A 19,754-nucleotide genomic window follows, 5' to 3' on the forward strand; every position below is an offset into this window, starting at 1 on the left:
GACTTCTGATAAGCTAATATAGATTATTTAGGAAAATAACTGCGTCGCAAAATGCGTAAATCTATCCTCGATTTGCGCAACGGGCGTTATTCGGATTATTACTGCTTTCTGCGGGCTTTGTATTCCTTATACCGACGGTTGTATTCTTCTAATTGCTCTGGCTTAAACCGTTTTAGATACTCCGAGGGCAGATCAAGCCGTTCGGCGGTTTGGGCCGGTGCCCGATCGGTCAACTGGTTTTGCCCTTTGGCGTTTTTGGTCAGATCGAAGGCGTCGTACAACTCACCCGTTACCGTAAAGGATTGGTAGGAAAGTTTGCCGCCGTCGATGGAAACAATCTGGTAAAGCTGCGTATTGGATGCCGCCCGGTCCATCCAGTCCTGCAAACCAATGTCGTACATTTTTGGACCGCTGACGGAGACGACGTAAATTGGACCATCGGGGTATTTGCGGGCTTTGCCCAACGGCATGTTCAACCCGCGACCGTAGGTATGGTCGTGCCCCTGCAACACCAGGTCTACTTTATACTTTTTGTAAATCGGCTCCATTCTGGCCCGCCATTCCTCATTGTCGCGTCCGCTTTTGGTGGAGTAAATCGGGTGATGGTGCGTCACGACGGTCCACCGGTTCGGATTGTTGGTCAGCACCTGCACCAGCCAGTCGGCCTGTTGATCCAGCACCGTGGAATCGAGCAAAGCACCCTGCGAATCCAGTGAGATAAACCGGGTGCCCTGGTAGTCAATATAATACGCGGTTTCTTTCAGTTTCTCGGGACCGTTTTCCGGCAGCACGAACGAGGGCCGCCAATGCCGCGATACTTTCCGCCGATTGTCATCGTCCTTAAAATACTCGTGGTTGCCGGGCGTCGCCAGGGTCGGCACCATCCCGTTTACCCAGCCGCCCGCTTCGAACCACTCGCCCCACTGCCAGTCGGCATTAGAGGTGGTGATCAGGTCGCCCGCGTGAATCATGAAAGCCGCCCTGGGCATGGTCGAATACGCCCCCCGAATGGCCCGTGACCACAGGGACCGGATGTCGTTCTGGGCGTCGCCGAAATAAATAAATGAAAACGGAGCGGGTTTGTCGCTGGCGGTTGTAAACTGAAACCATTCGGTCCAGATCGTGCCATTACCCACGCGGTAATTGTATTTTGTGCCCGGTTTCAGGTTCTTGAATTGAACGGTATGGTAGAGCTTGGTCGTGCCGTCGAGCTGAACCCGTTGCGTTGTGGCGTTAACAATCGTGGCTTTCTTTTCCACGTCCGGCGAGGGGTCGGCTTCGGCAATGGCCCCTACGGCGTTGGTTACCGTCGAATCCGTCCGCCAGTTGACCGACTGTGACGTAGCCGGATTGTCCTGCCAGCCCAGCGTCAGCCGGTCCGGATACGGTGAGGGCAGATAGTCTTTATGTGTTTGGGCCAGGGCCGGAAAGCTGGATGCCAGAAGAAGGAGCCAACAAGAAAAAGTGCTAAATCGGACGCGCATAGGGACTATTTATGAGGACTATCAAAAGTACTGACCAACCCAGTAAAAGGACTATTGTGTCCCGATGAAACTTTTCAATTTAACAAAACCGTAAAATTGCTCAGACTTTCGGATAGCCCGGAAACCTGCCCGTTGAGTATAATAGGAAATTGAAGTTGATTTGATGAGGGAATTCCGGTTAACCCACCTGCTTGTTGTTTGCTGCCTGCTTGCCTTGTCCGGCTGGTCCTGTCGCCAGTCAGACAAGGTAGCGGGCCAGCAGACGGTTTATCAGGATACCGCCTTCTGGCAGGAGTACCACGAACCGTATCCGATTGGCCCGAATCCGGAAGAAAACCAGGTTCGGAGCCTGGCCGTCGATGGGAAAAATACCGTCTGGGCGGCCACTGCCACCGGTGTTTTTCGGAAAAAAGCCGGTGGGCGGACCTGGGAAGCCGTCCTGCCGGAAGCCGACAGCGGACCCGCTTTTGCCGTGGCTGTTGATCGGGAATCGGCCATCTGGCTGGGGGCCTGGAACGGCCTCTACCGGCATCGGGCCGGAGAACTCGAACGTATAAATGGACCGGAAGCGCCTATTTCGGCGCTTTGCGTAGCCGCAGAAGGCGTTTATGCCTGTGGGCCCAAAGGTGTCTGGCGACAGGAAGCATCCGGCTGGAAACGGGTGAAATTGCCCAATGTCCGTTCCATCCGAAAAGCCGTCTCGGACGGTCGGGGCGGTTTATGGCTTGGAACCGATGTGGGCTTGTATCATTACAAAGCCGATTTAACCGATTACTTTTATAAAACCGATCATTTGATCAGCGCCTATGTGAAAGGGCTGGCGTTTGATTCGCAGCAAAAACTGTGGGCGGGCGGATTGGGTGGCGTCAGCGTGCTGAACGGGTATCAACTGGAAAAAACGCTGAAACCCGAAAACGGCCTGTCGTCCATTTACGTCACCTGCGTCGAGCGCGCGCCGGACAGCACCATATGGGTGGGCACCGAAGTGGGCGTGGTTCGCTACCTGCCCAATGGCAATCACTCGCTGCGGTTCAGTCGGCGGTGGCTGTTGGATGATAAAGTGAATGCCATTGCGTTCGATGCCGCCGGAACCGCCTGGATTGCCACTCCCCGGGGGGTGAGCGCTATCAAAAAGCGGAAGATGAACCTGGCCCAGAAGAATGATTATTTCTATACGGTATTGATGAAGCGGCACATCCGAGACCCCTGGATTGCGGGCCAGTGCAAGCTGAATGTGCCCGGCGATACAACGACCTTTGCGCCCGACGATGACGACAACGACGGCGAATACACGGGCAATTACCTGGCCATGGAGTGTTTCCGGTACGCTGCTACGAAAAATCCGGATGCCAGAGAAAAAGCCGCCAAAGCATTCCGGTTTCTGAAATTATTGCAGGAAGTGACGGACACCGACGGTTTTTTTGCTCGTACCATCGTGCCTGCCAACTGGACCGAAGTGGACGATGGAAACCGGACCTTCACATCCCGCCAGCTGGCCGACGAACTGGTGAAAGAACCGCGCTTTAAACCCGTTGAAGTACGCTGGCGGAGGTCGAAAGACGGCAAGTGGCTCTGGAAAGGCGACACAAGCAGCGACGAAATGTGCGGCCACATGATTGGCTATTTTCTGTACTACGAACTGGTGGCCGACGAAGCCGAGAAGCCGATTGTTCGGCAGCACGTGGCCCGGCTGGTCGATTACCTGATGAAGCACAATTACAATTTTGTGGATGTGGATGGCAGGCCAACGCGCTGGGCAGTGTGGTCGCCGGAGCAGTTGAACCGCGATCCGGAATGGGCTCCCGACAAAAGCCAGAATTCGATGGAGATGCTGGCGTTTCTGAAACTGGCCTACCACATGACCGGTCAGCCAAAGTACGAGAAAGAATACCGTCGGCTGATCGACCAGGAACATTACCTCGACAACATGGCCGCCATTCCGCAGCAGAACCCGGCCTGGTTTATTTATTTCGACGTAATGCTGCAAGCCTATGTCTATCCGATTTTGATCCAATGCGAAAAAGACCCGAAACTGCGCGGGTTTTACGAAAAGCACATGGATGCGTGGATGGACCGGCGCCGGAACGACCACAATCCGCTGGTCAATTTCTTTTACTGTTACAGCCGGAATAAGCAAACCGACCTTCCTGCGTCGGTGGATTTTCTGGTCGATACGCCCCTCGATCTGGTGAACTGGGTGGTGGATCACACGCAGCGGGAAGATGTGAAAATAAGCCGTTCGCCGGTTCTGGACGAATTACAGATTAACGAATTGCCTCCTGCCAGTATCCGAACCGTAGTGCGTTGGGATAAAAACCCGTGGGCGGCCATTAACGGCGATCCCAGCATCGAACGCGAGCCGGTTTTCTGGCTCCTGCCATACTGGATGAGACGGTATTTAAAAATGATTGAATGAGGTAATAAGGGCTATTTCACGGAGATAACCGGAGTTTTTAACGTTAAGCAGAGACTCCGCTAACCTCTTGATTAACCTCTGCTTACCTCCGCGAAACAACTTACGGATATATATTAAGATGAAGAAACTAAAGACGCTGGCCCTTTTCCTGTCGCTTTCAGCCGGAGCGTTCACCGGACACACGCAGCCAAAAACCACCTACGCCGAGCAACTCGGTTATCCGAAGGGCAAAAAGATTGTCATTTTTCACGTCGACGACGCCGGAATGTACCTGACCGCCAATCAGGGCACGATCAAATCCATTGAGCAGGGGGTCGCAACGTCCACCAGCATCATGATGCCCTGCGCCTGGGCGGCCAGTTTTGTCAACTATGTGCTGAAAAACCCGACGATTGATGCCGGTATTCACCTGACGCTGACCTCCGAGTGGAAAGATTACCGCTGGGCGCCCCTGGCCGGAATCAAACAGGTGCCGACCCTGACCGACAAAGAAGGCGCGTTGTGGCCGTCGGTGGCAGAAGTGGTGAAAAATGCGAGTCCGGACGAACTGGAGCAGGAAATGCGGGCGCAGATTGACCGGGCGCTGAACATGGGTTTAAAACCGACGCACCTCGATTCGCACATGGGTACCCTGTTTGCTACCCCGGCTTTTCTGGAACGGTACATCAAAGTGGGCGTGGAGTACGGTATTCCGGTTATGTTTCCCGGTGGCAACAACACCCTGCTGGTCGATAGCGAAATTCAGCCGGTGATCGACAAGCTGAAAGCGGAGGGCAAATGGAAAGAAGGGATGAATCTGCCCATTCCCGAAGCCATCAAACAAGCTCCGGCCATCGGCGAAAAAATCTGGAAAGCTGGTCTGCCCGTGCTGGATGACCTCTATGCCGATACCGGTGGCTGGAAACCGAAAGACAATCCGAACCCCAGCCCGGAAGCCTGGGGGAAATACAAAACGCAGCGGTTTAAGGAAATTCTGACCAAGATGAAACCGGGTGTTGCCATGATAATCATTCACAGCAACGATCAGAATGAAACATTTAAGTACATCAGCGGGTCGGGCGGTTCGCGGTATGCCGATATGCTGTCGATGATGGACCCGGAACTCAAAGCATTTATCCAATCGGAAGGCATCGTGCTGACCACCTGGCGTGAATTAATGGCACGTCGGAAATCTATTAAATAAAAAATGAAAAAGTTGTATACAGTTTTTGGAGTATTGTTTCTGTTAACGACCAGCGTACTGGCGCAGTCGAAATCGGCAGTTGTTCGGGGGGAGATTATCTTTCCTTATCAAACGCAGCACCATGTTCACGGCAGCAGCCTGGTAGCCCTGCCCAATGGTGATTTGCTGGCGGCCTGGTTTGAGGGCACCGGAGAACGCTCGGCCGACGATGTGAAAATTATGGGTGCCCGGCAGCGTAAAGGCCAGACCACCTGGAGCGAACCTTTTGTCATGGCCGATACGCCCAACCTGCCCGACTGCAATCCCGTCCTGTTTCTGAACCGTCAGGGGAAGCTGTTTCTGGTCTGGATTGCCGTTGTGGCCAACCGTTGGGAAAACTCTATCCTTCGATTTAAAACGGCTACGGATTATACCAAACCGGGTGCGCCGGTCTGGAGCTGGCAGGACAATATTCTGCTGAAGCCGGACAAACGGTTTGCTGAGGAGGTTGAGAAGCGGTTCAAGGATTTGCCGAAAAATACATCGGGCTGGGCCGAATACGCCCCCCAATACGACGATATGATTCAGGAAGCCAGCCAGGATTTGCGGAAACGCAGCACGGGCTGGATGACGCGCATCAAACCGCTGTTGCTGGAAAACGGCCGGATTCTGCTGCCGCTCTACTCCGACGGGTTGAACATGTCGCTGGTTGCCATTTCCGACGACGACGGGGCCACCTGGCGGCCCAGCCTGCCGATTGTGGGGCGCGGCCCCATTCAACCGGCTTTGGCCCGCCGGAACAACGGAACCATCATCGCTTACATGCGCGACAGTGGCGATATGCCCAGCCGGGTCCACGTTAGCGAATCAACCGACAACGGCGAAAGCTGGAAGGCTACTGTCAAGTCCGAGATTCCAAATACCGCCAGCGTCGAGCTGCTCCGGCTGCGGGATGGAAAGTGGGCTTTTCTGGGCAACGACATCGACAATGGCCGTCACCGGCTGAGTCTGTATCTGTCGGACGACGAGGCCCAGACCTGGAAATGGAAAATCCGGATTGAGGACAAACAGAAAAATCAGGGGGCGTTTTCGTACCCCTCGCTAATTCAGACGCCCGACGGATTGCTGCACATGACGTATTCGCACCACCTGGAAAAAGGCGAGAAGTCGATTCGACACGTCGTGGTTGATCCGGTGGCCGTTGCGTCCCAAGCCGTCACTGCTCACAAACCCTGAGCGGTTTCATTTACTTATACAACCCCAATTGATTATGCGAACATTTCGTTACTGCATCCTTATTGCCTTTATTTTTTGCCGAACGTACGCCCAGTCCGTGTATCAGGACAAGCCGTTCTGGCAGGACTACAGTATTAAATACTACGCCGATAAATTCAGTGGGACACTCCAGTCCGCCTATACCGACCGCAACGGGGCCATTCAGATTATTAATACCAATGGCGATTTATTACACCCGCATGACGGACAGTTTTTGCACCCCGGTACGCTGAAACCCGACCAGTATTACCGGTTTACGAAGGATAAAAACCTGACGGCTTTGGGCCTGTACGACCAGCAACTGGTGTACCTCACCGATAAAGTAGTGTTCAGCAACGCCTGGGCGGGCAAGCTCTTCTCGGCACATTCGCTGCCGAAAGCCCGGTTTTTTGCCGGTGCGCCGGGGTTTACGTTTTTGGTTTCGGACGGTTCATCGCTGACGTTGCTGAAAGATTCCAAAAGCCTCTGGACGGGTAGTTTGCCCAACGATGAGGTAATCGGAATCCGGTACCAACCCGGCGCCAATCAGTTTTGGGTGCTGGGTAAAAAATCGTTATCGACGGTTTCGGTGACGGGTCCTAAACTGACCAAAGTGTTGGACGGTGCCAACTTTACGGCTTTTGATCTGGCGGCTCAGGGCAAAAAAGTAGTGGTCGGAACGACTGACGGCTACCTGGAATTCGACGTAGCTGCGAAAAAGCAAGTGGGCGAGGTGCGCAGAAAGCTTCCCTGGACCGAGATCACGGCAGTGGCCGAGGTAGACGGCAAGCTCTGGTTTGGCTCTACGAAAGGCGCGTTTGCCCTGCGCCCGGATGGTAAATTTGATTACTACAACGGCGAACGCTGGCTACCCGGCGACGAGGTGGTTCACATCGCGGAAGGGCCCAAAAAATCGGTCCTGATTCTGACCAAAGCCGGTTTGGGCCAGATCGTTTTCAAGCAGATGACGCTGCACGATAAAGCCGTCTTTTTCGACAAACAGGTGCGCAGCCGCCACATTCGGGTTGGGTTTAACGCTACCTTGAGTGGAATGGACAAGGGCGATATTTCGACCGGCTATCTGGACGATTCGGACAATGACGGTCTGTGGACTTCCATGTACCTGGGCGGGGAGATTTTCCGGTATGCCGTAACGAAAGACCCTGAAGCCCTGCAAAACTGCCGCGAATCGCTGGATGCGATGGAACGGTTGTATACCATCAATCCGGTCCCCGGTTTTCCGGCCCGGTCGTTTGAGCGCAGCGGCCATATAAAAGAACTTTCTGATCCTGAACGCTGGCAGCACGCCAGTAATCCGGAGTGGGACTGGAAATCGACCACGAGTAGCGACGAAGCCATCGGACACATCTTTGCCTTTGGCGCCATGGCCGAACTGATTCCCGATAAAGACCTGAAAAGCCGGGCCATTATGCTGATGGATACGCTGATGAGTCACATCGTCAAAAACGATATGTACCTGATTGATTTTGACGGAAAACCGACGCAATGGGGCAAGTGGCACCCGTCTTACGTCAACTCATTTCCGACGAACGTGGGCGACCGAAAACTGAACTCGTCGAACATTGTGGCCATGCTGCAAACCGCGTATCACTTCACCAAAAAGGAAAAGTACAAGAAGAAGGCGTTTGAACTGATGCAGAAACACGGTTATTACGCCAACATGATGCGGTCCATGAAGGAGATCGGACGGGCTGGCGAGGATGCCGACGAGCACAGCAAGCATATGTCGGATGGCTGGAACCACTCCGACGACGAGATGTACTTTGTGGGCTACTGGGGCCTCTACCGCTATGCCTTCAATGATACCCTGAAAACCCGCTACAAGCAGCAGATTCTGGACCACTGGCAGGCCGAGCGCCCCGAGAAGGAGGGAGCCTGGAACCTGTTTACGGCCATAACCGGGGTGAAAGACTTTGACTTGAAAGAAGCCGTCTGGTATTTGCAGGAACACCCGCTCGACCTGATCGACTGGAATATCCAGAACAGCCACCGCAAAGACATTGAACGGTTGCCGGAAAACTTCCGCCGTCAAACGACCAGGGAGGTCCTGCCGCCCGACGAACGGCCCATCCAGCGGCATAACGGCAATATGTTCAACCTCGACCGGAAGGGACGAAATGGCGGCTCGGAGCATAGCGCGGGCGACATCTGGCTGCTGCCCTACTGGCTGGGACGGTATCTGGGCGTAATTTCTGCTCCAGTTAAGTAATATAGAATACAGAGCTATTTGGTGGAGTTGAGCGGAGACCCTGCTCAACTCTACCAAATGGTTTTAAAATCCAAAGGCGACATTTAACCGAAAACCGTTATTGAACTCAAAAACCGGGTTGCCCGTCGTGGGATCGGTCTCAGCGTGCTGCGTGATCTGGTTTAGGAACCCAAGTTCAAGCTGAAAATTGTCCCGAAACTGGTAGCCCAAACCGCCCAGAATCCGGTTCTGATTGTAGATGTTCGCGCCCGCATTTTTTCCAAAGCTGATAAACAGTTCATCGAAAAAGGTCAGGTAAAACTCGCCATTGTCGATGGTAGCGCCCTTCAACGGATAATTGACGGTGATCTGGTACCGCACCCGGTTTTCGTACGACCAGCCGCTGATTCGGCGCGGGTCTCCCGGAGTTTGTTCGCTGAGCCAGCGTTCCTCCAGCCGAAACCGGTGACTGAGCACAAACCGACCGGCGGTATCGGCCAGTTCCAGGTCCTGATACAACCGGTGTTCCGGCGTCGGAACGCCCTGGTCGGCCACGGGATGATCGCCGTACGGAAACGTCACGAAATAGGTATACCCTCCGCCGAGCTGGACCTTCTCCGTTAGTTTGTACTTGACGCCCAGCCGGGCCAGCGACTGCTGCCAGGTGCGGATGTAATCGATCCGTCGCCATTGGTATTCCGTGTGCAGCGACCACTTTTTGCTCAGTTCATGATCGCCGTTGTAGACAAACCAGCCAATCCGGTTGTGGTCCAGAATGCGTTTTTGCTGCCCAAAGCCGGAGAGCGACACCAGCCCGAATACCGTAAGCCAGCTAAGCTTTTTGAGATTCATTCTCTACTAACCAGCGAAAGGCCCCGGAAGATAGGCCGTTTTGTAAATATTTCCGCAAACCCGCCTTCGACAACGCTAGATTCCAACCGTTTGGGTCTTTTCTGAATCAATTGATAAACCATTGAGCGACACCGGTATGAAATCGTTTTCGAGAACCATTCACGCCCTACGTGCGGGCTGGCTCATGACCAGTCTGTGGCTGTTTATTTCCTGCGAAAAATCAGACCTGAAAGAACGGTGCTTTACAAAGACTTCGCTGGAAAGTACACCCTGGGTAAAGCAACATTTGTCGGGTTTTCAACGACCAAAAGCGGGTCCGCTGAGTGTTGTGGTATATGCCTACCAGGGTGAGGAGTATCTGGTCTTTGCAAATCCTACCCTGTCATCGCCCATGAGCAACATTTTTAATTGTGCCGGTCAGCCCCTGCCGCAGTTGGGCATTTCGTACAACCAGTTCATGAAGGACGCCAGAAAAGTGGACGTTCTGCTGGAGAAAACGTATTAAGAAAACGCGTTACATTGTCGAGTAGCCGTAATTCGCGCTGTAGACCCGGCCGCCGTTGAGGTGAATACTGATGAGCAGATCGCTGCGGGTAGCCTTATCGTCGATCACAAGCGGCCGCCACGGGGGCATATCCCGCAGGGATTCAATGAGTTGTCGAGCTAATTTCTGTTCCGGTTCCGGACGGTTTTTTATATAAGCCATTGGCCGGAGATTATACAGAATACCGTTCTCTGACAAGGAGCCTTCCAGTGTAATAAACACCGATGGTTCGGGCGATTGAAGCTGCTGAAGCCGCCCTCGCAGAAACTGCACGAATTTCTTGGGCCCGCCCTCAAATTCCGCCTGCTGCACGAGGGGCTGGCAGGGAGTCGGATCGCCGTCCGGTGTGAAGCATTCACCCCCCTTCCGGACCTGCCCCAGCCGGTAGAGTTCCCGCCGTTTGAGCGTACCGTCTTCGTAATACGAGAAAAAGGCGCCGTTAATGTGATTATCCTTGAAATCGCAGGTCCAGTGGAGTTGTCCGTTTGGAAACCAGGCCCGGGTGCGTCCGTGCCGGATGCGCTGCTGATAATCCCGGTAATGCTCTTCCGACAGCCGCCGGTTGGCTTTGTCGAACGTCTGCACGGTCGCCATTTTTTTCCAGCGGTCGTGGTACGTAATTTCCTGAACGGAATTAAGGTATTCCTGCCGTTCAAAGCGTTTTTTTAATCGACGGCTTTTCTTCGTTTCATCGCCGGGAGAAACCAGCAGGACACCCGCCAGGCAGATCAGATAAAAGCTGCTCATCTTAGTAACGGATTTAGGTACAGAAGCCGAAAACGGACTTTTCTCTTTCCGGGTCGGGGTAAAATGTCGTCAACCCGTCCCATTTACGTTTCTTCTATACGAATATACTTCACAGCTACTACTTTTGTTCACGTTACCGAACCTTAAAAAACGCATGAAGTTTGTCTACATTGGTTTGCTTCTGAGCTTGTTGCTGCCGCCGTGCATGGCCCAGCCTTCTAAGCCGCAAGCCCCAACGGTTACGTACCGCAATCCGGTTATTGCGGGCGATTTTGCCGATCCGTCGGTGATTCGTGTCGGAACTACGTATTATGCGGTGGGAACCTCTTCTGAGTGGGGACCGGCCTACCCGATTTATACCTCGACCGATCTGGTGAACTGGTCGTATGTCGGGCCGGTTTTTGCCTCGCTGCCCGAGTGGACGATGGGAAGTTACTGGGCGCCGGAGCTATTCCACCGCAACGGTATTTTTTATGTTTATTATACGGCCCGCCGAAAGTCGGACAAACGTTCGTACATCGGCGTAGCCACCACACGCGACCTGCGTAAAGGCTTCACGGACCACGGTTTGCTGCTCGAATGGACATCGGAAGCCATTGACGCTTTTATCATTGAAGATCAGGGCAAACTGTACATCACCTGGAAAGCCTACGGCCTGGACAAAGGCAAGGCTATTGAACTGCTGGGGGCCGAGTTGTCGCCCGATGGTCTGAAGGTGACCGGCAAAGCCTTTACCCTGCTGACCGCCGAACCGAACAATTGGGAAGCGGGCGGAGCCGAAGGACAGGCTATTTTTAAACGGGGCCGGTATTTTTATATGACGTATTCGGGCAACGCGTGTTGCGGAGCCAACTGTAATTATCAGGTCGGGCTGGCGCGGGCCGAAAAGCTTCAGGGACCGTGGGAGAAATTTGCCGGGAATCCGGTGCTGGTCGGCGACGATACCTGGAAATGCCCCGGCCACGGAACCGTGGTTTCCACGCCCGATAACCGCTATTTTTACCTGCATCACGCCTACAACGGGGTTGATTTTACCCAGACTGGTCGGCAGGGCGTTTTAAGTGAACTGGTCTGGAACAACCAGACAGGCTGGCCAGTTTTTCGCTACGGAACCGCCACGCCCGCCCAGGCCGAATCGCCCGCCAAAACCGTTCAGAAAAACAAACGGGATGTAACCGTCGATTTTGCCAACCAGACGACGGACGTGCCCTGGGTGTGGGACGTTAGCCAGCCGAAACCAGCATTTGCTGTCGAATCCGGGGCGCTACAACTGCAAAATACCGGCTCACAACCCGCCGGGAGTTTTCTGGGGCTGGTAATCAAAAACGGCACGTATTTACTCTCGGCTACGGTGGACCCCAAACCCGATGTGCTGCAAAGCGTCAGTTTGTACGGCGACGCCAAAAACGCCCTGGGGCTGGGTGTCCGCGAGGGAACGCTGGAACTCTGGCAGGTGAAGGACGGGGTGCGGCAGGTGCTGAAATCCCAGCCGTTGCCCGCTACTTCGGCTCCGGTTACGCTGCAACTCAAAAGCCGTTTCGGCCAGTTTTACGATTTTTACTGGATACTGGGAGGAGACAAACCCAAACCATTCACCTCCTCGCCGGTCGATGGGGCTTTTCTGCCCCGCTGGGACCGGGCTCCGCGGGTGGGCCTGAGTGTTTCGGGCGAACAGCAAGGTAGCGGCTCGGTGCGGTCGGTTGATTTACGGTATGAGTAAACCGGTTTTCAGGGCAAGCCACCGGTTATTTCCTTCAGGTAATCGAAGAAGGCTTTTTTGCGCGGGGAGCTGATCTGCCAGTTGATCGGCGGGGATTGATAACCGTCGTTGAAGCCTTCGTCCTTCATGCGGTAATCGAAAAGGCCCCAGGATGCGTAGGCACTGGTGGCAGCCTGAAAGTTGTTAGCCGGTTTGTCGAAGTCGAAATGGTCGTCTTCGTTAAACACAATGGGCATGGGGCGGTAACCGGCTACGGCGCGGGTCTGCTGCACCATTTCCGCAATCCGGGCCGGATCTTTCACGCCATTACCGTGGAGGAGCAGAAAGTCGGCTTCGTGCACGACGTTCTCCCGAGGAATCTTGCCTCCGCTATAGCTGGTACTGACCAGAAACCGGTGGCCCCGGATTTTTTTGGCTTTCACCCGTTGAATGAGTTCGTGTACGCGCTCCGGTTTCAGAATGTCGTGGTCGTACCGGATGTCGCACTCGTTGTTAATTTCGATCAGGACATTGCGGTAACCTAGGTCGGCCAGCGTTTCGATAATATTGTCAACGGAGCGGATGATAGCGGCTTCGTTTTTCAGGTATTGATCCTGCCCGAAATAAAACAGCCCTACGATTACGACCATGCCCAGTTCGTCGGCTTTGTCCAGAATCTTTTTCAACCGATTATAATAATGTGGATTCCAGGTGCCATCGGGGTTAAACATGGAGTTGACCCACGGTTGGTGTTCGACAGAATAGCCTTCCGGACTGCCACCCTGCAAGTTGAGGGTAAAGGCCAGCAAACCGTGGGCTTTCCAGACGGGCATGGCGGCTATGAATTCGTCGGTATTGCGGTTGGCGTCCCAGGTTTTGGTGTCGGGATACGCCCACCGGGAACGGCTTTCGGTGTTTTGGTCATCGAAAATCCCCTGCACCAGACGCGCATTAGGCAGTAAACCCTCAATCCTGTAGCCGTTCCAGCTACGGCCCTGAAACGTCGGTTTTCCGTTGATGTAGAACTGATCGCCCACGATGGAAACCGTCGTTTTTCGCCTGGGCGGTTTTATTTTTTGCCCGTAAACCGTGGAATGAAAAAACAGGAAACCGGTGAGCAGGGTCAGCAGAAGCGAGCGATACAGGATCATGATGGTTCGGGAATAGGCTTTGGCTGACAAGGTATTCATTTCCCGAAAGAAAGAAAAAAGGCACCTTGTGGGTGCCCTGTGTTCATTAGCTTCGCCGGTCGTTGTAGCCCCGGCTGCGCTCCAGTTCCTGAAGCCGGTCGCGCTGGCGTGATGTCAGGACGGAAAGCAGGTCGCGCCGTTTTTGTCTTTGTAGTTCCCGAAATTCCCGGCGGTCACTGCGTTCCGTACGGGTCAGGCCCCGGCGTTCGTACCGTTCCTGAATATCTCTGATCTGGCGTTTCTGGCGGTTGGTTAATTTCAGTTCGTTCTGCCAGCGTTCCAGCTTGTTCTCCAGCGGAATTTCCCGGACGTTAGGATTGTCGTACCGGCCGTAGCGATTATCGCGCCGGTCATACCGATCACTGGTTGTGGCCTTCTGCGTGGTACAGCCGCCAATCATCAGGCCCGTAGCCGCTACCAGAATCATTATCTTTTTCATGTTCGTATCCATTGTTGGTTGATGTGTTTTGGATCACTCGTCGGAGCAAAGGTTTAACGACAACCCGAAAATTGACCTAAAACATAATTAAAAAGCCCCCGGAAGGTCCGGGGGCTTTTTAATTATAGTAGTTGATTACGTCCGGCTATACAACCCGATCTCCTCGAATCAATCGTAAGATAATGGCAATAACGGCAATCACTAACAGAACGTGAATGATGTTGCCCATACCAAAGCTGCTAAAACCTAACAATCCGACTAACCAAAGGATGATCAAGACCACCGCAATGACATAAAGCAAATTTCCCATGACGTTTCCTAGTTTTGGTGAATGATACTTGTGTACGTCCAGATATAGAGAAAAATGCGTGCCAAAGCCCAAAAGGGTCGTTTTTAGGCTAAAATAGTAGTTTTATGAAAAAAGTTGTACCGAAAGATGGGACAATCCAGTTCCCAATTGTGGAAAATATTTCCCATGTGGTAACAAAAATAAAAGCCCCGGACGTATGGCCGGGGCTTTTGATTCGAAGTGAAGCGGTTGATGATTACATCATGCCGCCCATGCCGCCGGGGTGGCCGTGTCCGGCACCACCAGCAGGTGCTTCTTCCGGTTCGTCGGCAACAACACACTCGGTTGTCAGCAACAGACCAGCAATTGAAGCGGCATTTTCCAGCGCCAGACGCGTTACTTTCGTCGGGTCGATAATACCCACACCGATCATGTTTTCGAACTTGTCTTCGCGGGCGTTGTAACCGAAATCGGCTTCGCCTTCTTTTACTTTGTTAACGATCACCGAACCTTCACCACCGGCGTTGGCAACGATCGTGCGCAGCGGAGATTCCAGCGCAGTCCGGATGATTTGTACACCCGTTTTCTCGTCTTCGTTGATCGTGTTAACGCTTTCCAGCGACTGGATGGCCCGGATCAGGGCAACACCACCACCGGCAACGATACCTTCTTCAACGGCAGCGCGGGTTGCGTGCAGCGCATCGTCAACGCGGTCTTTCTTCTCTTTCATTTCTACTTCCGTAGCGGCACCGATGTACAGGATGGCAACACCACCTGACAGTTTGGCCAGACGCTCCTGGAGTTTCTCACGGTCGTAGTCTGAAGTCGTGTTTTCGATCTGCGATTTGATCTGGTTCACACGACCCATAATGTCTTCTTTCTGTCCAACACCGTTGACAACAGTTGTGTTGTCTTTGTCGATGATGATTTTTTCAGCCTGACCCAGGAATTCGATCGAGGTGTTTTCCAGTTTGAAACCACGCTCTTCACTAATAACCTGTCCGCCTGTCAGGATGGCGATATCTTCCAGCATGGCTTTCCGGCGATCACCAAAGCCCGGAGCTTTTACGGCGGCTACTTTCAGCGCACCCCGGATTTTGTTCACCACCAGCGTAGCCAGGGCTTCTCCATCAACGTCTTCTGCGATGATCAGCAGCGGACGGCCCGTCTGAGCCACCTGCTCCAGCACCGGCAGCAGTTCTTTCATCGACGAAACCTTTTTCTCCGAGATCAGGATGAACGGACGCTCCAGTTCAGCTTCCATTTTCTCGGTGTTGGTTACAAAGTACGGTGACAGGTAACCGCGGTCGAACTGCATACCTTCTACGGTTTTAACTTCCGTTTCGGTACCACGTGCTTCTTCAACCGTGATCACACCTTCTTTACCAACTTTTTCCATGGCGTCGGCAATCATGTTACCGATTTCTTCGTCGCTGTTGGCCGAGATCGTCGCTACCTGAGCGATTTCTTTCGACGTTTCGATGGCGCGGGATTGTTGACGCAGGTTTTCAACCACAACCGTTACGGCTTTGTCGATACCGCGTTTGAGGTCCATCGGGTTAGCACCGGCAGCTACGTTTTTCACCCCGATTGAGTAGATCGCCTGGGCCAGAACCGTAGCAGTCGTCGTACCGTCACCGGCTGAATCGGCCGTTTTGGAAGCAACTTCTTTCACCAATTGAGCGCCCATGTTTTCCATGGCGTCTTTCAGTTCAATTTCTTTCGCTACCGTTACACCATCTTTGGTGATGGCCGGTGAGCCAAATTTTTTATCCAGAATAACGTTCCGGCCCTTAGGACCCAACGTTACTTTCACGGCATCCGCCAGCGTATCGACGCCCTTCTTGATCTTATCGCGGGCTTCGGTGTCGAAAAATATTTTCTTAGCCATTTCTTTAATGAATTAATGAGTTAACGTAATAAGAGTAAACGGTTTAACAGTCAGCCGGTTGCCGGTTTGTGGTGGCAACGGATGACGGTTTGCCATTAAACAATGGCAAAAATGTCTGACTCACGCATAATGAGGTATTCTTTGCCTTCCACGGTGATTTCCGTACCGGCATATTTGCCGTACAGCACCGTGTCGCCTACCTGAACGGTCAGCGGCTCATCCTTTTTACCCGTACCAACGGCTACAATCGTTCCGCGCTGGGGTTTTTCTTTGGCCGTATCAGGGATGATGATACCAAATGCGGTTTTTTCTTCAGCAGGAGCTGGTTCAACCAGCACCCGGTCAGCCAACGGTCTTACGTTTACTTTACTTTCCGTTACTGCTTCCATAATTGGGCTTGTGTTTAAGAAGTTTAAATTGTGTTTTGGTTAATAAAGGCTCGATCCCAACGGCGAACCGTTTATTGTCGAACTGACGCACGTCACTGGTCACTTATTGTGCCAGAAGCTCTTTTTCCAAAAAGACTGACAAAATTTCCGGTTTTAGGTGTCAGTTTGGAAATCAATACGTTATAGCGTAGACCTTTTTGTTCCTGCAAAAATCTACCAAACACTATTTGGCAGATTTTGATTTTTCATTAACTTACTAGATAACAAGTTTGAGTGTTTTTCTTGATAGAGTGGCTATGAAAAAACTTCAGAAGGACTGGTTAACGCAAGGTTTGATTGATTTCGAGTACAAAAAGTTTGTCGTTCTGGCATATCTGCAACACGTTCAGCGGCACTTCTCTGACAAAAAGTTTTACCCGGATTTGCCGGAATTACGCGAGCATTATGAGTCGGGACTGCGGTTTCAGAATCATAAAGGTAAGCTTTCGGCCTCGTTTCCCAAGGACGCTACCGGTATTAACCCCGAAAGTCTTACGGTACGGTACCAGCCCCGGCAGGAAGATGATGAGCTGATGACCGAAATTGATTCCATTATCAATTTTGCGCTGCCCCAATTTGGCCAGATGCTGACGAAAGGACAGCAAATGGTTGAGGAGCTCGAAGCGGCCCTGACGCTGACACCCATCGGGATGCTGCCGCTGCGCCGGAATGAAGGCTATCTATTTCTGCACTGGACTTCGCACGCGCAAACGCATATTTATTATTTCACCGTGAACTGGCCTGGGCTGGCCCTGCCGGGTTTGACGTTGAGCCAGTCGCAGACCATCCGGACGCGCTACATCGACTCCGTGCGGAAAGGAATCGGAACGACGTATGAAACCCTGAAGCTCGAGCTGATTCGCCAGCGACCTTACTTACCTAATCCGGCCACATACATGGTAGAGTCGAAACGTCGTCTGCCGCTGGAAGAAACGCTGCTCCCCATGGCCGGGCGGCTGGTCGAGCGGCAGGCACTGGAATGAAATTTAGAAATGTTATTTCGCGGAGTTGAGCGGAGTTTTCAGAGCTTAGCAGAGGTTCCGCTTAACTCTCTTTTACTCCGCTCAACTCCGCGAAATAACTAACCTCTTAGACCGGTTCAATATGTACCAGTACATCATACACCGCTGGTTTGGCTTCCAGAATGGCGTCTTTGACAGCGTGTGCAATGTCGTGGCCCTGGCTGACGGTTAATTCGCCGGCAACTTGTACGTGCAGATCAATAAAATATTCAAAACCGGTTTTACGAACCCGGTATTTTTCAATTCCTTTGACGCCCGGAACAGCCATCGCTACGGTTTCCAGTTCGCGTTTCCAGTCGCCAGCGGGCGCTTCGTCCATGATTTCTCCGAATGAGGGCCGGAAAATGTGGTAAGCGTTGTAAACGATAAATGCGGACGCCAGCAGGGCAGCCCAGTCGTCGGCACTCTCGTAACCCGGACCGCCAATCAAGGCAATGCTAATGCCCACAAAAGCCGTCAGGGAGGTGATGGCGTCGCTGCGGTGATGCCAGGCGTCGGCTTTTACAGCACTGCTTTCTACTTCGGCACCGACCTGCGCCACGCGCCGAAATAGTATTTCCTTCACAATAACGACCACCGCCAGTACAATCAGCGTAAACGGAGCCGGGGTTTCGTGGGGAGTCCGGATATTTTCAATGCTTTGTATAGCAATCAGAATGGCGGCAGCCAGCAGCGCCATCGACACCACCAGGGCCGCCAGCGGTTCGGCTTTGCCGTGGCCGAAAGGGTGGTTTTGGTCCGGAGCCCGGGCGGCTGTCCGCAGACCGACCCAGACAAAAACAGACGTTATAATGTCGGTGGCCGACTCCATCGCATCCGCAATCAGCGCGTAGGAGTTGCCCAGCCAGCCGGCCATTCCTTTAATCAGTACCAGCCCGACATTGACCGCAATGCCGACCAGGGTGGTTTTTTGCCCCCGTTCGGCCTGATGCGGTTTAATAGGTTCTTCCATGTTGGGTAAATCTGAAAAGAATTGTTTCGCAGCGTAAAAAGAAGGTAGCGGTGGCTCCGCTTAACTCATTATTGCTCCGCGCTACAACGTCTTCACAACGGTAATTTAAAATAATCTTGTCCCATCTGAATAACGAACCCGGCTTTCTCATAGAGGTGCAGGGCCACTTCGTTGGAGGAATCCACTTCGATCATGATGGTTTCGGCCCGGGTGTCGTGCCGGAGCAGCTCCAGCGTCTGATGCAGAATGCGTTTCCCAAAACCTTTGCCCTGCTGATCAGGACACACGCCCAGACCGATGATCCAGGCCGTTGTCCGTTCAAAATTAACGGCTACCATGCCCACCGTCTGACCGTCGAGCGTGGCAATGTATTGCGTCAGGTGGGGCGTATAAATGGTCGTTTCCAGTATCTGGCGGGCTTCGTCGGTGGTGCCTCCAAAAATAGAACGGCTTAGTTCGATTAGAGGTTCCAGTTCGTCCAGCGTGGCTTCGGTGAGTTTGAGTGAGGGGATAGGGGCCGACGGAAGCCAGGTTGAAGGCTGCCAGACCAGTTGGTATTCGGTATTGGAGTAAACGGCGCCCAGGTGTCGGACAAACGCCTGGCCGGACTCCGACGCCCGCTCGGTAATCAGCAGGGCGTGCTGGTAGCCAAACGTGCGGACTTCCTCGGCGGCCACGTCGAGCAGCAGCGAAAAACAGCCTTTACGCCGGGCTTTGGGGAGGGTGTACCCACTGTATTCGACCTGGCTGGTGGAGGGAGCAAAGGCCGACAGAACGGCGATCAGCACCCCATCGTTGTACAGCAGAAACCAGTGGCGCATGGTCGGGAAAAAGTTCATGGATTTGTCCCAGTGCATACTGCCTTTCAACCCACCTTCGGATTTACAGAGGATTTCCAGAGCCTGGGCGGCTAGTTGCTGTTCTGAATCCAGCTCAGTCAGTGACAAAATTTTCATACCGTAAACATAACTCCGAAAAAGAGAAAAACCGGGCAGATGGGGCTCCGACAGTCTCCTGTCTGCCTAAACCTGATCGTGGGCAAACGGTTTTCCGGCTTTCCTATCCGGATCGACCGGTTGTACGTTTCCTGCCAGTTTTCGACCGATTTTTAGTTTCCAGATTTTTTGTCCAGCGGATGCAACATTGGCAGGTCAGGTCTTGTCAATTAAGCATCTT

The 19,754-nt window shown here is 53.1% G+C and carries 17 protein-coding genes; 7 read left to right on the top strand and 10 right to left on the bottom strand.

Features of this window, described 5'->3' with window-relative positions:
- Positions 1 to 98: 98 nt before the first annotated feature.
- On the bottom strand, positions 99 to 1,484 hold the full coding sequence (locus LX87_RS07245) for a purple acid phosphatase family protein (protein ID WP_111627558.1): 1,386 nt from the start codon (positions 1,482 to 1,484) through the stop codon (positions 99 to 101).
- Positions 1,485 to 1,647: 163 nt separating this feature from the next.
- On the opposite strand from LX87_RS07245, the gene LX87_RS07250 reads away from it, so the two are divergent.
- The 4 genes from LX87_RS07250 (at position 1,648) to LX87_RS07265 (ending at position 8,546) form a co-directional block, all read left to right on the top strand.
- Entirely contained in the window at positions 1,648 to 3,900 is a 2,253-nt protein-coding gene (locus LX87_RS07250) for a ligand-binding sensor domain-containing protein (protein ID WP_229310629.1), read from the top strand.
- Positions 3,901 to 4,018: 118 nt separating this feature from the next.
- On the top strand, positions 4,019 to 5,083 hold the full coding sequence (locus LX87_RS07255; protein ID WP_111627560.1) for a polysaccharide deacetylase family protein: 1,065 nt from the start codon (positions 4,019 to 4,021) through the stop codon (positions 5,081 to 5,083).
- 3 nt (positions 5,084 to 5,086) lie between these two features.
- Positions 5,087 to 6,298, top strand: a complete 1,212-nt coding sequence (locus LX87_RS07260; RefSeq protein WP_111627561.1) for a sialidase family protein — start codon at positions 5,087 to 5,089, stop codon at positions 6,296 to 6,298.
- A 34-nt stretch (positions 6,299 to 6,332) separates the two neighbouring features.
- Positions 6,333 to 8,546 (top strand): hypothetical protein, encoded by a 2,214-nt coding sequence (locus LX87_RS07265; RefSeq protein WP_111627562.1) that lies wholly within the window; start codon positions 6,333 to 6,335, stop codon positions 8,544 to 8,546.
- Positions 8,547 to 8,609: 63 nt separating this feature from the next.
- Here LX87_RS07265 and LX87_RS07270 read toward each other — a convergent pair whose 3' ends face one another.
- Positions 8,610 to 9,377, bottom strand: coding sequence for a DUF2490 domain-containing protein (locus LX87_RS07270; RefSeq protein ID WP_111627563.1), 768 nt, complete (start codon positions 9,375 to 9,377; stop codon positions 8,610 to 8,612).
- A 136-nt stretch (positions 9,378 to 9,513) separates the two neighbouring features.
- Between LX87_RS07270 and LX87_RS07275 the strand changes: the two genes are divergently transcribed.
- A complete protein-coding gene (locus LX87_RS07275) occupies positions 9,514 to 9,882 on the top strand; it encodes a hypothetical protein (protein WP_111627564.1) in 369 nt (122 codons plus the stop codon).
- A 9-nt stretch (positions 9,883 to 9,891) separates the two neighbouring features.
- Here LX87_RS07275 and LX87_RS07280 read toward each other — a convergent pair whose 3' ends face one another.
- Complete coding sequence (locus LX87_RS07280) at positions 9,892 to 10,668, bottom strand: toxin-antitoxin system YwqK family antitoxin (RefSeq protein WP_111627565.1); 777 nt, start codon at positions 10,666 to 10,668, stop codon at positions 9,892 to 9,894.
- Between the two features lie 154 nt (positions 10,669 to 10,822).
- On the opposite strand from LX87_RS07280, the gene LX87_RS07285 reads away from it, so the two are divergent.
- Entirely contained in the window at positions 10,823 to 12,388 is a 1,566-nt protein-coding gene (locus LX87_RS07285; RefSeq protein WP_111627566.1) for a glycoside hydrolase family 43 protein, read from the top strand.
- 8 nt (positions 12,389 to 12,396) lie between these two features.
- Here LX87_RS07285 and LX87_RS07290 read toward each other — a convergent pair whose 3' ends face one another.
- The 5 genes from LX87_RS07290 to LX87_RS07310 all read right to left on the bottom strand — a co-directional run bounded on the left by LX87_RS07290 (position 12,397) and on the right by LX87_RS07310 (position 16,565).
- On the bottom strand, positions 12,397 to 13,557 hold the full coding sequence (locus LX87_RS07290) for a glycoside hydrolase family protein (protein ID WP_229310579.1): 1,161 nt from the start codon (positions 13,555 to 13,557) through the stop codon (positions 12,397 to 12,399).
- Between the two features lie 46 nt (positions 13,558 to 13,603).
- The gene (locus LX87_RS07295) at positions 13,604 to 13,996 is read right to left on the bottom strand and encodes a splicing factor U2AF large subunit (protein WP_146624440.1); all 393 of its coding nucleotides are present in this window, start codon (positions 13,994 to 13,996) and stop codon (positions 13,604 to 13,606) included.
- 145 nt (positions 13,997 to 14,141) lie between these two features.
- Entirely contained in the window at positions 14,142 to 14,306 is a 165-nt protein-coding gene (locus LX87_RS07300; protein WP_111627569.1) for a lmo0937 family membrane protein, read from the bottom strand.
- A gap of 235 nt (positions 14,307 to 14,541) precedes the next feature.
- A complete protein-coding gene (groL, locus tag LX87_RS07305) occupies positions 14,542 to 16,176 on the bottom strand; it encodes a chaperonin GroEL (protein ID WP_111627570.1) in 1,635 nt (544 codons plus the stop codon).
- Positions 16,177 to 16,271: 95 nt separating this feature from the next.
- Positions 16,272 to 16,565: a co-chaperone GroES gene (locus tag LX87_RS07310; RefSeq protein ID WP_111627571.1), complete on the bottom strand. Its 294-nt coding sequence runs from the start codon at positions 16,563 to 16,565 to the stop codon at positions 16,272 to 16,274.
- A gap of 296 nt (positions 16,566 to 16,861) precedes the next feature.
- On the opposite strand from LX87_RS07310, the gene LX87_RS07315 reads away from it, so the two are divergent.
- Entirely contained in the window at positions 16,862 to 17,587 is a 726-nt protein-coding gene (locus LX87_RS07315) for a hypothetical protein (RefSeq protein WP_111627572.1), read from the top strand.
- Between the two features lie 106 nt (positions 17,588 to 17,693).
- On the opposite strand, the gene LX87_RS07320 is transcribed toward LX87_RS07315, so the two are convergent.
- Both LX87_RS07320 and LX87_RS07325 read right to left on the bottom strand, forming a co-directional pair.
- Positions 17,694 to 18,578, bottom strand: coding sequence for a cation diffusion facilitator family transporter (locus tag LX87_RS07320; RefSeq protein ID WP_111627573.1), 885 nt, complete (start codon positions 18,576 to 18,578; stop codon positions 17,694 to 17,696).
- A 92-nt stretch (positions 18,579 to 18,670) separates the two neighbouring features.
- Complete coding sequence (locus LX87_RS07325) at positions 18,671 to 19,534, bottom strand: GNAT family N-acetyltransferase (RefSeq protein WP_111627574.1); 864 nt, start codon at positions 19,532 to 19,534, stop codon at positions 18,671 to 18,673.
- Positions 19,535 to 19,754: the final 220 nt, after the last annotated feature.

Origin of the sequence: Larkinella arboricola (assembly GCF_003259745.1) — a bacterium.
Classification (GTDB): Bacteria; Bacteroidota; Bacteroidia; order Cytophagales; family Spirosomataceae; genus Larkinella; species Larkinella arboricola.

What these genes read in the sequence shown, in the direction of transcription:
- LX87_RS07245 (WP_111627558.1), bottom strand. Translation starts at nt 1,484, where the DNA reads ATGCGCGTCCGATTTAGCACTTTTTCTTGTTGGCTCCTTCTTCTGGCA.
- LX87_RS07250 (WP_229310629.1), top strand. Translation starts at nt 1,648, where the DNA reads ATGAGGGAATTCCGGTTAACCCACCTGCTTGTTGTTTGCTGCCTGCTT.
- LX87_RS07255 (WP_111627560.1), top strand. Translation starts at nt 4,019, where the DNA reads ATGAAGAAACTAAAGACGCTGGCCCTTTTCCTGTCGCTTTCAGCCGGA.
- LX87_RS07260 (WP_111627561.1), top strand. Translation starts at nt 5,087, where the DNA reads ATGAAAAAGTTGTATACAGTTTTTGGAGTATTGTTTCTGTTAACGACC.
- LX87_RS07265 (WP_111627562.1), top strand. Translation starts at nt 6,333, where the DNA reads ATGCGAACATTTCGTTACTGCATCCTTATTGCCTTTATTTTTTGCCGA.
- LX87_RS07270 (WP_111627563.1), bottom strand. Translation starts at nt 9,377, where the DNA reads ATGAATCTCAAAAAGCTTAGCTGGCTTACGGTATTCGGGCTGGTGTCG.
- LX87_RS07275 (WP_111627564.1), top strand. Translation starts at nt 9,514, where the DNA reads ATGAAATCGTTTTCGAGAACCATTCACGCCCTACGTGCGGGCTGGCTC.
- LX87_RS07280 (WP_111627565.1), bottom strand. Translation starts at nt 10,668, where the DNA reads ATGAGCAGCTTTTATCTGATCTGCCTGGCGGGTGTCCTGCTGGTTTCT.
- LX87_RS07285 (WP_111627566.1), top strand. Translation starts at nt 10,823, where the DNA reads ATGAAGTTTGTCTACATTGGTTTGCTTCTGAGCTTGTTGCTGCCGCCG.
- LX87_RS07290 (WP_229310579.1), bottom strand. Translation starts at nt 13,557, where the DNA reads ATGAATACCTTGTCAGCCAAAGCCTATTCCCGAACCATCATGATCCTG.
- LX87_RS07295 (WP_146624440.1), bottom strand. Translation starts at nt 13,996, where the DNA reads ATGAAAAAGATAATGATTCTGGTAGCGGCTACGGGCCTGATGATTGGC.
- LX87_RS07300 (WP_111627569.1), bottom strand. Translation starts at nt 14,306, where the DNA reads ATGGGAAATTTGCTTTATGTCATTGCGGTGGTCTTGATCATCCTTTGG.
- groL (WP_111627570.1), bottom strand. Translation starts at nt 16,176, where the DNA reads ATGGCTAAGAAAATATTTTTCGACACCGAAGCCCGCGATAAGATCAAG.
- LX87_RS07310 (WP_111627571.1), bottom strand. Translation starts at nt 16,565, where the DNA reads ATGGAAGCAGTAACGGAAAGTAAAGTAAACGTAAGACCGTTGGCTGAC.
- LX87_RS07315 (WP_111627572.1), top strand. Translation starts at nt 16,862, where the DNA reads ATGAAAAAACTTCAGAAGGACTGGTTAACGCAAGGTTTGATTGATTTC.
- LX87_RS07320 (WP_111627573.1), bottom strand. Translation starts at nt 18,578, where the DNA reads ATGGAAGAACCTATTAAACCGCATCAGGCCGAACGGGGGCAAAAAACC.
- LX87_RS07325 (WP_111627574.1), bottom strand. Translation starts at nt 19,534, where the DNA reads ATGAAAATTTTGTCACTGACTGAGCTGGATTCAGAACAGCAACTAGCC.